Annotated in this window: 10 protein-coding genes; all 10 read right to left on the reverse strand. The window is 59.7% G+C overall.

Annotated features, from left to right (window positions below; all coding sequences use genetic code 11):
- Positions 1–77: 77 nt before the first annotated feature.
- Complete coding sequence (locus GNF76_RS16730) at positions 78–3,008, reverse strand: DUF748 domain-containing protein (RefSeq protein WP_155584235.1); 2,931 nt, start codon at positions 3,006–3,008, stop codon at positions 78–80.
- Positions 3,009–3,116: 108 nt separating this feature from the next.
- A complete protein-coding gene (locus GNF76_RS16735) occupies positions 3,117–4,133 on the reverse strand; it encodes a class I SAM-dependent rRNA methyltransferase (RefSeq protein WP_155584236.1) in 1,017 nt (338 codons plus the stop codon).
- A gap of 49 nt (positions 4,134–4,182) precedes the next feature.
- Positions 4,183–5,052, reverse strand: a complete 870-nt coding sequence (locus GNF76_RS16740) for an oxygenase MpaB family protein (RefSeq protein WP_155584237.1) — start codon at positions 5,050–5,052, stop codon at positions 4,183–4,185.
- A 16-nt stretch (positions 5,053–5,068) separates the two neighbouring features.
- A complete protein-coding gene (gene acs / locus GNF76_RS16745) occupies positions 5,069–7,006 on the reverse strand; it encodes an acetate--CoA ligase (RefSeq protein ID WP_155584238.1) in 1,938 nt (645 codons plus the stop codon).
- 104 nt (positions 7,007–7,110) lie between these two features.
- The gene (gene pgi / locus GNF76_RS16750; RefSeq protein ID WP_155584239.1) at positions 7,111–8,775 is read right to left on the reverse strand and encodes a glucose-6-phosphate isomerase; all 1,665 of its coding nucleotides are present in this window, start codon (positions 8,773–8,775) and stop codon (positions 7,111–7,113) included.
- Between the two features lie 238 nt (positions 8,776–9,013).
- Positions 9,014–9,868, reverse strand: a complete 855-nt coding sequence (gene panC, locus GNF76_RS16755) for a pantoate--beta-alanine ligase (RefSeq protein ID WP_155584240.1) — start codon at positions 9,866–9,868, stop codon at positions 9,014–9,016.
- A complete protein-coding gene (gene panB, locus GNF76_RS16760) occupies positions 9,865–10,665 on the reverse strand; it encodes a 3-methyl-2-oxobutanoate hydroxymethyltransferase (RefSeq protein WP_155584241.1) in 801 nt (266 codons plus the stop codon). The genes panC and panB overlap by 4 nt, the downstream gene beginning before the upstream one ends.
- A gap of 366 nt (positions 10,666–11,031) precedes the next feature.
- Entirely contained in the window at positions 11,032–11,517 is a 486-nt protein-coding gene (gene folK / locus GNF76_RS16765) for a 2-amino-4-hydroxy-6-hydroxymethyldihydropteridine diphosphokinase (RefSeq protein ID WP_178123372.1), read from the reverse strand.
- A gap of 5 nt (positions 11,518–11,522) precedes the next feature.
- Positions 11,523–12,929 carry a polynucleotide adenylyltransferase PcnB gene (locus tag GNF76_RS16770; protein WP_155584242.1) on the reverse strand — a complete coding sequence of 469 codons (1,407 nt, stop codon included), beginning with the start codon at positions 12,927–12,929 and terminating at the stop codon, positions 11,523–11,525.
- 722 nt (positions 12,930–13,651) lie between these two features.
- On the reverse strand, positions 13,652–15,088 hold the full coding sequence (locus tag GNF76_RS16775) for a sigma-54-dependent transcriptional regulator (protein WP_155584243.1): 1,437 nt from the start codon (positions 15,086–15,088) through the stop codon (positions 13,652–13,654).
- Positions 15,089–15,097 lie beyond the last annotated feature (9 nt).

Here is a 15,097-nt window from a genome sequence, read left to right on the forward strand (position 1 = left end):
TCTGTTGTGGGTAAGAAAAGTAGTTCTTGTGGCGAGGGGGCTTGCGCCTCGCCACAGGTATTGGGCAGGTCCTGGAGTTACTCGGCTTCCAGATGCATGGGAGTCACCACCCGGCCATCTTTCTCCGCTTGGCCCAGGTTGGCATCAATGAAGTAAACCCGCTCATCCTCCAACTGCCCCTTGTCCACCAGATAGTCCTTGATGGCACTGGCGCGGTCCTGACCCAGTTGCCGTAGCAGCACGTCGCTGGCGCTCCAGAAGGTAATCACACCCTCGCGTAGCTTCGCTGTGCGGTCTGCGGTGCTCAGGTCCTTCCATTCAGCCGGAGGCTGCTGTTTCAGTCGGGTTCGGTAGATGCCTTCGAGTAGCGGGCCCTTTGCGCTTTCCGGTACGTCCAATAGCGAAGCCTGGGCCGGAACCTTGTCGCCTCGGCGTTGGAGCATCTTGTAGTAGTTGTACTGGTATTCACGCTCCAGTCGCTGTGCGGCCAGGAGCGGGCCGTCACTGCTGGCTGCAGCGGTACCCTCAATCTCCAGGCGCAGGGCAGGGCGCTCCTTGAGCGCCTTGGAGAGGCTGTTCAGTGCCGATTCGGCATCCTTGCTTAACTCGCTGGAGCCTGCCGCAAATGACACGCTGCCCAGGTCTTCCGGCCCGCCACTAATCAGCCCACCAATAAACTTGAAGGGCGCCGTGGCCGCACGCACCACCAGGTTGCGCAGGGTCTGCCAGACAATCGGCATTACGCTGAATTGCGGGTTGTTCAAGTCGCCGGTCACCGGCAGTTCAATCGAGATTTTGCCGTCAGAGTCCTTGAGCAGGGCAATTGCCAGGCGAATCGGCAGGTCCACGGCGTCAGCGCTGTCGACCTTCTCACCCAGTTGCAGTTGTTCGACCACCACTTTGTTCTCGGCTTTCAGCTGGCCCTTGGTGATGACGTAGTGCAGATCCAGGTTGAGTCGGCCCTTGCGGATGCGGAACCCGGCGAATTTGCCGGAGTACGGCGTCAATGTCGTCAGTTCCACACGTTTGAAGCTGGTGGCGATGTCCAGCGCGGCCATCGGATCAAACGGATTCACGCTGCCTTTGATGGTCACTGGCGCGTAGCGGTCGACCTTGCCCTTGATGTCGACGCTGGCCGGTTTGGCCGCACGACTGTCAATGGTGCCGATCTGGCCGTTGAGTTGTTGGATGGCCGTGGCGAAGTTCGGGGTCAGGCTGAAGTCGGCAAAGTTGGCCGAGCCATCATTGATCGCAATTTGACCAATATGGATACCCAGTGGCTTTTCCTTACTGGCAGCAGGCTTGGCCGCCGTCTTGGCGCCGCTGCTGGCAGGCTGGGGAATCAGCAGGTCGTCGATGTTGGTGGTGCGGTCATCATTGATCATGAAGCGCGCGTAAGGCTGCAACAGGTTGACCTTGTCGATGGACAGGCTGTTGCCGTGTTGATAATTCAACCCTTCCAGCACCAGGCGCTGCCATTTCAGGAAGTCACGGGTCTTGAGGGTGTCCAGGGTATGCAACTGGTCCACCTGGGCGCGGCCGGTGACCTGGAAGGCCAGGGGCTCGGTGCTCTTGAGATTCACGTCCAGGTTGCTGCCGAGCATGCCGCTGCGCAGTTCCAGGCGGATGAACGGGCTGATGTAGGACTGGGCGACCCGCAGGTCGATGTCCTTGGTATCGACTTTCAGCTTGGCACTCACCGGGTTCAGGTTGACCTCGCCGGTTGCCTGGATCTTGCCCTGTTTACCCAGGCCGGTGTCGAGCTTGAGGGTGAAGGGGCTCTGGTTGAGGCTGTCGAAATTCTGCAGGTCGAGATTCAGCGGGCCCAACTCCAGGGCTACCGCAGGTTTTACCTGGCGGTCAGCCAGATGCACCTGGTAGTTGCGCAACTGGACGTCCTTGAGCAGAACTTGCCAGGGTTTGCTGGGCGCTGCCGGTGCAGGTTTTGGTGAGTCGGCGGTGGCCGGCGCGGTAGCGGGCTTAGGCGCTGCGGCAGGCTTGCTCGGCTGGCTGGCGAACAGTTTCTGCCAGTCCAGTTGGCCGTCGGCTTCACGGGCGGCCCAGGTTTCGAGCTTGTTGCTACGAATCTTGCCGACGATGACTTGCTGCTTGGCCAGGTCTACGGTGGTTTCGCTGACGTCCAGGCGCTCCAGGCGGGCCAGTGGCCGGCCATCTGGCGCCTTGATGGCAAACGGCGCGATGCTCGCGGAGACGTTGGTCAGGTTCAGTTCGGTTTCTTTGGCCAGGTTCAGCTTGTAATCGGTGCTGAAGTTGAGGATGCCGTCTTCCAGAACCAGCGGCAGAGCGTCACGTACATACGGCCACCAGACTTTCATCTTGCCGTCGGTGACCTTCAATTTACCTTCGGACGCAATCGGCACCAGGCTGAAGTTGCCTGTCCAGTCGATCTGGCCGCCTTCTGGGCCGGCAGCGACCAAGGTCATGTCGGCATTGTCTTCGGGCAGGGTGCTGAGGTTTTTCAGCTCGAAGTCGAGTTTGTCGTAGAGAAACTCAATCGGTTCGCTGGGGCGCAAGTCTTCAAAATGCACATATCCGCCAGCCAGCTTGATGCTTTCGATGCGTAGCGGGAACGGTTTACTGTTGGGATCAACCGGTGTCGGCTCACTGGGAGGCAGCTTGAACAGTTGCGCCAGATTGAGTGTGCCGGACTTGTCGAACAGGATCTCGGTCTTGGGCTTGTCCAGTTGCACGTCGGCCAGGTGCAGGGCGCGCGTCCAGAGACTGTCGATCTGCAGGTTGGCGTAGAGACGTTCAAAACCCACTTGTTCCTTGCCGGGTTCGCCGATTTTCAGGCCCCATACGGTCAGTTCAAGGCTGAACGGGTTGAGTTCGATACGCTCGATGTGAGCCGGAACGGTAGCGTAATTGGCCAACTGTTGGTTGGCCACGCGAAGGGCAATGCCGGGCAGAATCAGGAAGCCCAGCAAGCTATACAGTGCAAGAGCGGTCAGCAAGGCGCCAGCGGCGCGTATCAATCCTTTGGGCATGTGAGGCGCCATCTTTGTCGATCAGAAGTGCCTTGGAGTATGGCACGGGTTTACGGTTCCGAAGAACAGTGCCTTTATTCCTGCCAGTCGACTCTTTCAGGACAAGTCTTACAGTTGCAGTATCAGCGTCTTCAGTGGTGGCTGCAGGTCCCGGGACGGAAAGTCTGCACCAGGCGTCATGATTTTCCAGTCGCGGACCGGCCGCCCGGCCTTTTCAGCGCAGCGCAGCACTTGATCGCGCCAGTCATCCATACTGACCTTTGCCAGATTGTTGCAGCAGATCAGCACGCCGTTATCGGCGGTGGCCAGCAGTGCCGGCTTGAGCAGGCTTTGGTAGTCGCGCAGCAGGTCAACCGTACCGAAGGCGCTTTTGGCCCAGGCCGGAGGATCAAGCAGTACCAGGTCGTATTGGCGCTGTTCCAGGCGCGGGTAACTCGGCAGTTTCTGTCCGCGACGCTGGGTGATCGGCAAACCGGCCAACTGGCGAATTGCCGGAAAGTAGTCGGATTGCACAAACGCCATTGCCGGCAACTGTGGGTTGAGCAGGCCATTTTCCCGGCCAACCGCCAGATTGCCTTCGGCAAAGTCCAGGTTGCACACTTCACGGGCACCGCCGGCGGCGGCACTCAAACCCACGCCGCAGGTATAGGCGAACAAGTTCAGTACGCTTTTGCCGGCGCTATGATCCTTGACCCAGCCTCGGGTGTTGCGCAGGTCGAGGAACAGCAGCGGGTCTTGCCCGGCATGGCGGCCGCGCACGCGGTAATTGAGGCCCCATTCGTGGCCGATCAGGTCTTCCAGAGCCGCAGGTTCGGCACGGTAGACCGTGTCTTCCCGGTCGATACGCGAGTTGCCTCGGGAGCGGTCGTTGTAGACCAGCAACAATTCCAGGCCCAGGTACTGATTGATGATTTGATGCAGTTCCAGCAAGGCCTCGCTGTCCAGCGATTGGTGGAAGCTTTGCACCAGCAATTGCGGGCCATAACGGTCGACCGCCAGGCCGCCGGCGCCTTCCTGGCTGCCATGGAATAACCGATAGCAGTCGGTGCCTTGCTGATGCAGCTCGGCAAGCAGGTCTTGGCGATGATCGAGGGCGGCGCGCAGCGCCTGATTCAGGGAAGACATGGAGCGCGCCTTGCTGGGTGATTGGGGCGCGGGAGTTTAACAGTTATGGCTACAGCAGGCCCATTCGCCTGTGGGCCCGCTGCACCGAACCGTTGCGCATTGCCCAGCGCAGCATCGGTGCACTGCGCCTGACGCCGACCCGGATCAATTGACGTTGCAATGGGCTCTGTCTTTGCCCAAGCATGTCGCTGGCCCAGTCCGGCAGCAGGTCGATACCCGCCTGCATCATCAGCGAACCGAAAGGTTTGGCCAGGGTGCTGGGGGAGGGCGCATTGAGCAGCAGGCGCAACACCTCGTGGCTACGGTTGTCACACAGCAACTGCGGGCGAATACGCTCAAGGTAGTCGGCGATTTCCTGGCGTGAGCGCGGCACATGGCGGGCGCCAAGCTGTTCGGCCACCAAGGCGATTTCGGTGTAGTACCGGTCCTGATCCCTTGGGGATAAATCCGGATTGCAATAACGCAGGTGGGCGGCGAGGAAGTTGCTGACCTCCGCTACATGCACCCAGGTCAGCAATTCCGGGTCGCTGGCGGCGTAGGGACGGCCGTCGGGGGCGTGGCCGACCACTTGCAGGTGAATGGTGCGCACTTTTTCAATCAGCCATTCGGCATCGCGGCGGCAGCCGAAGGTGGTGCCGGAGATGAACTGCGAGGTGCGCCGCAAGCGCCCGAGCATGTCCTCGCGAAAGTTCGAATGGTCCCAGACACCCGCGAGTGCCAGCGGGTGCAGGGCCTGCAACATCAAGGCGCTGATGCCGCCGATCAACATGCTGCTGAAGTCACCATGGACCTTCCAGCTCACCGAGTCCGGTCCGAACAGGCCTGGATCACCCTTGGGGTTTTCCAGGTCGAACTGGCCCAGGGACACTCCGGTCAGGCTCATGAGCTGGGTTTCGATGCGGCTGCGAATAAATTCCATGGGGACTCAGGGGTTCCTATCGGTTCAGGCGCTTGTCGATCAAGCCTTCGACTACGCTGGGATCCGCCAGGGTCGAGGTATCACCCAAGCTGTCCAGCTCGTTGCAGGCAATCTTGCGCAGAATGCGCCGCATGATCTTGCCTGAGCGGGTTTTCGGCAAGGCTGGCGCCCATTGGATCAGCTCCGGCTTGGCGAAGCTGCCGATTTCTTTGCTCACCAGTGCCAGCAGGTGTTTTTTCAAGTCGTCGCTCGGCTCCACGCCGTTCATCGGGGTAACGAAGGCGTAGATGCCCTGGCCTTTGACATCATGGGGGTAACCGACCACGGCGGCCTCTGCCACGCTGTCGTGCAGCACCAGGGCGCTCTCTACCTCTGCGGTGCCGATACGATGGCCGGAGACGTTGATCACATCATCGATGCGCCCGGTGATCCAGTAGTCGCCGTCCTCGTCCCGTCGTGCACCGTCGCCGGTGAAGTAATAGCCGGGATAGGGTTTAAAGTAGGTGTCGATCATCCGCTGCGGGTCGCCATACACGCTACGGATCTGACCTGGCCAGCTGGATTTGATCGCGAGTACGCCACTGCCGGCGCCGCTGATTTCCTTGCCTTGTTCATCGAGCAGCACCGGCTGCACGCCAAACATCGGTTGGGTCGCGCAGCCAGGTTTGATCCGCCGGGCGCTGACCAGCGGGCTGAGCATGATGCCGCCGGTTTCAGTCTGCCACCAGGTGTCGACAATCGGGCAGCGTTGCTCGCCCACGGCATTGAAGTACCAATCCCAGGCTTCCGGGTTGATCGGTTCACCGACACTGCCCAGTAGCCGCAGGCTGGCGCGGGAAGTGCCGGCCAGCGGGCCAGGCCCCTCACGCATCAAGGCGCGCAAGGCGGTCGGTGCGGTGTAGAAGATATTGACCTGATGTTTGTCGATCACCTGCCAGAATCGTGAACTGTCCGGGTAGCTCGGCACGCCTTCAAACATCAGTGAGCTGGCACCATTGGCCAGCGGCCCGTAGACGATATAGCTGTGGCCTGTGACCCAGCCGACATCGGCGGTGCACCAGAATATTTCGCCTTCACGGTAGTCGAGCACGTACTTGAAGGTCATCGCTGCTTGCAGCAGGTAACCGCCAGTCGTGTGCAGCACGCCTTTGGGTTTGCCGGTGCTGCCGGAGGTATAGAGGATAAACATCGGGTCTTCGGCGCCCATGGCCTCGGGAGGGCAGTTATCGCTTACCGTATCCAGCGCCTGTTGATATTTCAGGTCGCGCCCTTCAACCCAGTCGACTGTCGCCCCAGTGCGTTGCACTACCAGCACGGTGCTGACATCCGGGCAACTGGCCAGGGCCTTGTCGACGTTCTTTTTCAAGGCCACGGCTTTGCCACCTCGCACGCCTTCATCGGCGGTAATCACCGTGCGACAGTCAGCGTCGAGAATCCGATCGCGCAGGGCATCCGGGGAAAAACCACCAAATACCACCGAATGCACCGCGCCAATACGCGTACAGGCCAGCATCGCGTAAGCCGCTTCGGGGATCATTGGCATGTAGATGCATACGCGGTCGCCCTTTTTAACACCACGGCTTTTCAGCACATTGGCCAGGCGGCAGACGTTTTGATGCAGTTGGCGGTAGGTTATTTTGGATGATTTTGTCGGATCATCGCCTTCCCAGATGAAGGCCGGTTGTTCGGCGCGCTTGGCCAGGTGACGGTCGATGCAGTTGTAGCTGACGTTCAGTTGAGCGCCGGCAAACCATTGGGCGGCACCGCTCTTGATGTCCGATTGCTGGACGCTGTGCCAGGGCGTGATCCAGTCGAGAAAGTGCTTGGCCTGTTCGGCCCAGAACGTGTCGGGTTGCTCGATGGATTGGCGGTAGAGGCGTTGGTAGTCCTCTTGACTGAGTTGCGCAGCCCGGCGGACGGCATCGGCGGTGGGAAACGTGCTGATATCGAACATGGGGGATCCTTATTCTTGTTTTTGCGACAAGCGATAAAGATGCACCCAGTGGCGGGTGGGTTCAAGGCCAACGTCCAAACGGACGTTGGCCTCCACGGATCAGATCAGCCGCGGTGACGACCACGGAAGTAGTTGATCAAACCCTGGGTCGAGGCATCGTCGGCCGGCTCTTCTTCAGTGCCGGTCAGGCGGTTGTAGACGCCCTTGCCCAGTTCCTTGCCCAGTTCCACGCCCCATTGGTCGAAGGCGTTGATGCCCCAGATGACGCTCTGCACGAACACTTTGTGTTCATACATGGCCACCAGTGCGCCCAAGCGACGGGGGCTGATGCGCTCCACCACAATGGTGTTGCTCGGACGGTTGCCCGGGATCACCTTGTGCGGTGCCAGCTTCTCTACCTCAGCCTCTGGCAGGCCCTTTTCACGCAGCTCGGCTTCGGCTTCGCCAAGGGTCTTGCCCAACATCAGTGCCTGGCTCTGGGACAGGCAGTTGGCGTACAGCCACTGATGGTGGTCGGACACCGGATTGAAGCTGACGATTGGCACGATAAAGTCGGCCGGGATCAGTTGGGTGCCCTGGTGCAGCAACTGGTGGTAAGCGTGCTGGCCGTTGCAACCTACGCCACCCCAGATAACCGGGCCGGTGTCGGTGGAAACCGGGGTACCGTCCTGGCGCACGCTTTTGCCGTTGGATTCCATGTCCAACTGTTGCAAGTGCTTGGTGATGTTACGCAGGTAGTGGTCGTACGGCAGGATCGCGTGGCTTTGCGCACCCCAGAAATTACCGTACCACACGCCCAGCAAGGCCAGCAGCACAGGCATGTTCTGTTCGAACGGCGCGTTCTGGAAATGCTGGTCCATGGTGTAGGCACCGGACAGCAGTTCCTTGAAGTTGGACATGCCGATAGCCAGGGCAATAGGCAAGCCGATGGCCGACCACAGCGAGTAACGGCCGCCGACCCAGTCCCACATCGGGAAGATGTTTTCTTCGCGGATCCCGAAAGCCACGGCTGCCGCATTGTTGCTCGAAACGGCGATAAAGTGGCGATACAGCTCGGCTTCCGAGCCGCCCTGGGCCAGATACCAGGCGCGGGCGGCCTGGGCGTTTTTCAGGGTTTCGAGGGTGTTGAAGGATTTCGACGAAACGATGAACAGCGTGGTTTCGGCGCGCAGCTTCATGGTCAGTTCGTGGAATTCGCTGCCGTCAATGTTCGCCAGGTAATGGCAGCGCACACCTTTATGGGCGTAGGACAGCAGCGCTTCGGACACCAGCTCGGGGCCGAGGAACGAGCCACCGATACCAATGTTCACCACGTCGGTGATCGGCTTCTCCGTGTAACCGCGCCACAGGCCGTCGTGGATGCGGCCTACCAGGTCGGTGATTTGGTTCAGCACCTTGTGCACGTCGGGCATGATGTTCACACCATTGACCGACAACTTGTCGCCCACCGGGCGACGCAGGGCGGTGTGCAGCGCCGGGCGGCCTTCGGAAGAATTGACCGGCTCGCCGCTGAACAGCGCCTTGATTGCACCTTGGAGGTCGACTTCGTTGGCCAGGCCTACCAGCAGGTCGCGGGTTTCGCGGGTGATCAGGTTTTTCGAGTAATCCAGGAACAGTCCGCAGCTGCTCAGGGTGAACTGGTTAAAACGCTGGGGATCGGCATTAAAGGCTTCGCGCATGCTGAAATCCTGCATGGCTTGGCGGTGTTGATTGAGCGCTTGCCAGGCGGGCAGCGCGGTAACGTCATGAGGGGTGCGGTAATACGCCATCGCTGCGGGTTTCCTTTTTATTACGGGGACTGCCTTTAGGACACTTGAAAGCCCGGAACGTCCGGTTTTTCTATGACGAGAACGATGAAAAGACAGGTTCTGGCCAGCAGTGTCAACGCCAACAAATAGCGTAGGGCAATTACATTAAACCTAGCGTGTCGATCTGTCTTGGCTTTGTCTGCGCTGTGGCCGGTACTTTTTTATACCGGCACATCAGGCAGTGCAACAGGCGGGGGGCTTACGGGTTTAAATTCAGATGAAGATTGTCGATCAACCGGGTAGCGCCCAGATAGGCCGCTACCAGGATCACCACGTCGCGATCCTCGGCGGTGGCCGGGCGCAAGTGTTGGCCCTGGCGAACCTCCAGGTAATCCATGCGCAAGCCGGCGGCTTCGATATGTCGGATCTGCTCAGCGCGCAGCTTGGCAAAATCCCGGTCTCCGGCTTCGATTGCGGTCGCGATCTGGCTCAGGCTGCGGTAGAGCACCGGCGCAATCGCTCGCTGCTCTTGGGAGAGGTAACCGTTGCGGGACGACAGGGCGAGCCCGTCATCCGCGCGCACGGTGGGCTCGCCGATAATCTGGATCGGCATGTTCAGGTCATGGGCCATGGCACGAATGACCGCCAGTTGCTGGTAGTCCTTCTGGCCAAACACCGCCAGATCCGGTTGAACCATGTTGAACAGTTTGCTGACCACGGTCGCCACGCCTTCGAAATGCCCCGGGCGGCTGGCGCCGCACAGGCCTTCGGACAGGTGTGGGACGCTGACGCGGGTTTGGCCGGCCATACCGTCGGGGTACATTTCTTCAACGGTGGGCGTGAACAGCAAGTTGCAGCCGGCCTGGAGCAGTTTTTCCTGATCCGCTGCGAGAGTGCGCGGGTATTTGTCCAGATCTTCGCCTGCGCCAAATTGCAGCGGGTTGACGAAAATGCTCGCCACCACGAAGTCCACCCGCTGGGCAGCCTTGCTCACCAGTGCCGCGTGACCACTGTGCAGGTTGCCCATGGTCGGCACAAAGCCAATGCGTTTGCCCTCGCTGCGCGCGCGGGCGACGGCGGCCCGCAGTTCGCGTACGGTTTTAACGGTGTTCATGCAGAGAATCCGTGTTCGATGCCTGGGAAGGTAACGGCTTTGACTTCGGTGACGTAGGCGCTCAGAGCGGCATGAATGCTGTCCTGGCCGGCCATGAAGTTCTTCACGAACTTCGGAACGTGGCCGGTGATGGAGAGCCCCAGCATGTCGTGTAACACCAAGACCTGGCCGTCGGTGGCGGAGCCTGCGCCAATGCCGATCACCGGTACCTTGACGGCCTGGGTGATTTCCGCCGCCAGTTCGCTGGGCACGCACTCCAACAGAATCATGGCCGCGCCCGCTTGCTCCAGGGCGATGGCATCGGCGCGCATCTGGCGTGCCTGGGCTTCATTGCGGCCTTGTACCTTGTAACCGCCGAGGATGTTCACCGACTGTGGCGTCAGGCCCATGTGTACGCACACCGGAACGCCACGCTCAGCCAGCAGGCGAATCGATTCGGCGAGCCAGGCGGCGCCTTCCACCTTGATCATGTGCGCACCGGCTTGCATCAGTTTGCCGGCGTTGTGCAGGGTCTGTTCGACGGTGGCGTAACCCATGAACGGCAGGTCGGCGATGATAAATGCCCCATCGTTGCCGCGCTTGACGCTGGCGGTGTGGTAGGCGAGCTCATCGGTGGTGACGGGCAGGGTGCTGTCATTCCCTTGTAGAACCATGCCCAGGGAGTCGCCCACCAGTAACACTTCAACTCCGGCCTGGCAGCAAGCCTGGGCGAAGGTGGCGTCATAGCAGGTCAGCATGGTGATTTTTTCACCTTTGAGTTTGAGGCTCTGCAAGGTGGTCAGGGTAATGTTTGGCATGAAAAGGGTCCTCGTTCAGGCGCTTGGAAACAGCGAGTAACGCGCGTGAGTCTTCGTTTATACAGGCGCACTTTCTTAAGAATCAGTGCTTATAAGGCCTGGATTGCGCCCTTTAGCGCCGGGTTGGCGGCAGCGGGACGCCTATAGTCGTGAGGAGAACTCTGGAAGTCAATTGGATGTGTTACCGCATTGTTACGGTTGAGGTGTTACCCCCGGTTACTGATGCGATTCAGCAGGTAGGACGGTGTATTCAAGGGGGTCGCAGATCAACTGTGGGAGCTGGCTTGCCTGCGATTGCATCACCGCGACACACCTGCTGCGCCGGGCCGCCCGCATCGCAGGCAAGCCAGCTCCCACATGATTGCGTCAGGCCGCAGGCAGGCGTTCCAGGCCGACAAACGGGCAGGCATCCAGCAAGTCGCTTAGCAAGCGGCCATCGGCCAATTGCAGGCTGGCTGGGGCCAGTTCTGCGAGGGGGTAGAGCACGAATGCCCGTAGATGGATCTGGTAGTGCGGTACCTTGAGCCGAGGCTCATCAATCAGTCGATCACCGAACAGCAGGATGTCCAGGTCCAGCGTGCGTGGGCCCCAACGCTCAAGGCGTTCACGGCCCTGATCGTGCTCGATGGTTTGCAGCGCATCCAGCAACGCCAGCGGCGCGAGGTTGCTGTCCAGGGCCGCAACCGCGTTGGTGTAACGCGGCTGACCAGGGGACAAGGAATCACTTTGATAGAAGGCGGAGACGCCCGCCAGCGTGGTGTTCGGCAATTGCGCCAAGGCCTCGATGGCGTTACGCAATTGTTGTTCCGGGGCAGACAAGTTGCTGCCCATGCCGATATAGATGCGTTCCACCGTGTTTACTCGCCAGACGCGCTCGGTATATCGGCAGCGCTGCGTTTGCGTTTGCTGCCGCTGCTGCGTCGACGTTTTTTCGGCGCATCGCCGGTGCCATCGCCCTTGCCGCTCAGGTCACGAATCATCTCGCGACGTTCGCTGTCGTTGGCGTCCTGATAATCCGTCCACCATTCTCCCAGGCCATCGGTCTGCTCGCCGGCGCTTTCACGCAACAGCAGGAAGTCGTAGCCGGCGCGGAAGCGCGGGTTGTCCAGCAACATGTCGGCGCGTTTACCGCTACGTCGTGGCAGGCGCTCCTGCATGTCCCAGATCTCGCGGATCGGCAGGGTGAAACGCTTAGGGATAGCAATGCGTTGGCACTGTTCGGCGATCAGTTCGTGAGCCGCCTCCTGCATGGCCGGAATCGGCGGCATGCCACGATTCTGCAAGCGCAATACCCGTGCTGGCAGCGCAGGCCACAGCAGGGCGGCAAACAGGAAGGCCGGGGTTACCGGCTTGTTCTGCTTGATGCGCAGGTCGGTGTTGACCAGCGCCTCGCTGATCAGGGTGTGGGTGTACGTCGGGTTGTGCTCCAGTGCTTCGGCGCTGGCCGGGAACAATGGATCGAACAACTGCAGGTCCACGAGCATTTCGAAGGTATCGGCGGCGTAGCCGGAGAGGAACAGCTTGAGCACCTCTTCGAACAGACGTGCCGAGGGGATTTCCCGCAGCATCGGTGCCAGTTCGCGAATCGGCGCGGCGGTGTGTTTCTCGATACCGAAGTTCAGCTTTGCGGCAAAACGCACGGCCCGCAGCATCCGCACCGGGTCTTCCTGGTAGCGTTGCGTCGGGTCGCCGATCAGGCGCAGCAGGTTGTTGCGGATGTCATGTACGCCATTGGCGTAATCGAGGATGCGCTCGCTGACCGGGTCGTAGTACAGGGCATTGATGGTGAAGTCGCGGCGCTGCGCGTCTTCTTCCAGGGTGCCGTAGACGTTGTCCCGCAGGATGCGCCCGCTTTCGTTGCGGGAAGACTGATTGCTGTCTTCCTCTTCATCGTTTTGCGGGTGATTGGCGCGGAAGGTCGCTACTTCGATGATTTCGCGACCGAAGTGGATATGCACCAACTTGAAGCGCCGGCCGATGATTCGCGCATTGCGAAATTCGGCCCGCACTTGTTCCGGCGTGGCGCTGGTGGCGACGTCGAAATCCTTGGGCGTGATATTGAGCAGCATGTCGCGCACGCAACCCCCGACCAGGTAAGCCTGGTAGCCGGCATTCTGCAGGCGTTCGACGATGTTCACCGCATAACGGCTGAACTGGGCGCGTTGCAGCGAATGTTGGCTGCTGTTGAGCACTTCAGGCGTGCTGCGTTTGTGTTGCGTACGACGCAAAGGCGAACGGAATGACTGGAACAACTTCTTCAGCATGGGATGCACTGTTTGAAGGAATGTTCGGCCATAACGAAGAATGACCGCATGATGGGCCGGGATTCTAGCATTTAGTCAGGGGATGGTGTAGGAACTAGCTGCAAGCCTTGAGCCAGAAGCTTAAAGATAGGGGAAACGGTCGAATTCCAGAAGCCAAATTGTAGAAACTACAAGGGGAGCCGAAGCTCCCCCAGAAGTAGTTGCGTGCTCTATTTTTATTATTGATTTCGGGCTTCTTGTTTTTGTTGATCGCCCTTGCCATGAAGCTTCACCTTCATGACCCTCCCAATCGGGAGCCAAGAGCAAACGGATTGCTTTGGTCGCTGTGTTGCTGATCTACGATCCAACCAGTTCAGGCTCTGCCTTAGGGCAGTTTTTGTTGTTCTCGGCCTGGTTGCGGGGCAAGCCCCAAATGCAACGCCTCTCCAAAAGAATCAGTTAGCTGCGCCTCCGCCGTGTTGTTTTTGTTATGCGTGAGTCGATACGTCTTATTTTTATTGTCTTGTACATTTGCTTGTTATTGTTTTTGTACTAAGCATATAGCAGGGTGCGTGCCAACTTTTGTGAGGCCCAACAAAATAAGGGGTCAAACGCATTTTCGGGTTTTTGAGGGCCAAAAAAAGCCGGGGCTTCGTTACCGTAAGCCCCGGCTTTTGTTACGTGAATTGTCTGCGGTAACAGTTTTTTCACATCTGAGGGTGTTACCTGTGGGGGAACCCCTTTCAGCTTTCGCTGGCTACCCCGGTCTTGCGCCGTGGAATGCCCAGGCGCTGGCGCCGTTCCCACAGGCATTTGCGGCTGACGCCCAACTTGCGAGCCAATTCGGTCTCGGTCATATGATCCTGGTGCTCCAGGACGAAGTGCTGGAAGTAATCTTCCAGTGACAAATCTTCGGTAGGTTCGTGGCTGGTGTTACTGCCGCCGCCCTGTTGTGGGGCCAAGCCGATGAAGTCGTCATCGTCCAGGTCACTGAGTTCGATATCGATGCCCAGTAGCTCGGCAGAGATTTCCGGGCTCTCTGACAGAATCACCGCGCGTTCTACCGCGTTCTCCAGTTCCCGTACGTTACCCGGCCAGGAGTAATGCCGAATCGCCTGCTCGGCGTCGGTGGCGAACTTCAGGTCGGTCCGGTTGACGCGAGCACTCTGGCGCACCAGGAACGCGTTGGCGATCTCGTTGACGTCGGCGCCACGCTCACGCAGGGCTGGCAGTTTGAGAGCGATTACGTGCAGGCGGTAATAAAGGTCTTCACGGAACTGACCGATCTTCGCCAGGCTTTTCAGGTCCCGGTGAGTGGCCGCGATCAGTCGTACATCGACCTTCTGCGATTGCACCGAGCCTACGCGACGAATCTCGCCTTCTTGCAGTACCCGCAGCAGTCGTGCCTGGGCTTCCAGTGGCAACTCACCGATTTCATCCAGAAACAGGGTACCGCCATCGGCAGCTTCGACCAGGCCGGCACGCCCAGCGCTGGCACCGGTAAAGGCGCCCTTTTCGTGGCCGAACAGCTCGGACTCGATCAGGGATTCGGGGATCGCCGCGCAGTTCACCGAAATCATCGGTGCCTTGGCGCGCTTGGACAGGTTGTGCAGGGCGCGGGCCACCAGCTCTTTGCCGGTGCCCGACTCGCCCTGAATCAATACATTGGAGTCCGTGGGCGCCACTTTGCGGATCTTGCTGTACAGGTCCTGCATCGGTGGGCAGGAACCAATAATGCCGATTTCGCCGTTGCTGTTGTCGATGCCTGGTTTTTCAGCGCCGTTGGCCGCTTTGCCGGCAGGGCGTTCGGCCGATGCATGGCTGCCCGACTGTCGGTCGCGCAGGATGCGGGCCACGGCCTGGAGCATTTCGTCGTGGTCGAAAGGCTTGGCGATGTAGTCCACCGCGCCCATCTTCATCGAGTCCACCGCCGAACGCAGGCTGGCGTAGCTGGTCATGATCAGCACCGGCGTGCCTTGGCCGAGCTTGATCAGCTCGGTGCCAGGCGCGCCCGGAAGGCGCAGGTCACTGACGATCAGGTCGAACGTGGGAATACTGAAACGCTCTTGGGCTTCCTGCACCGAGCCGGCTTCGCTGACCTGGTACTGATTACGTTCAAGCAGGCGACGCAAGGCAGAGCGGATAATGGTTTCGTCTTCGACGATCAAAATGTGCGGCATTGATTCAAT

Origin of the sequence: Pseudomonas spelaei (assembly GCF_009724245.1) — a bacterium.
In the GTDB taxonomy this organism is placed as follows: domain Bacteria; phylum Pseudomonadota; class Gammaproteobacteria; order Pseudomonadales; family Pseudomonadaceae; genus Aquipseudomonas; species Aquipseudomonas spelaei.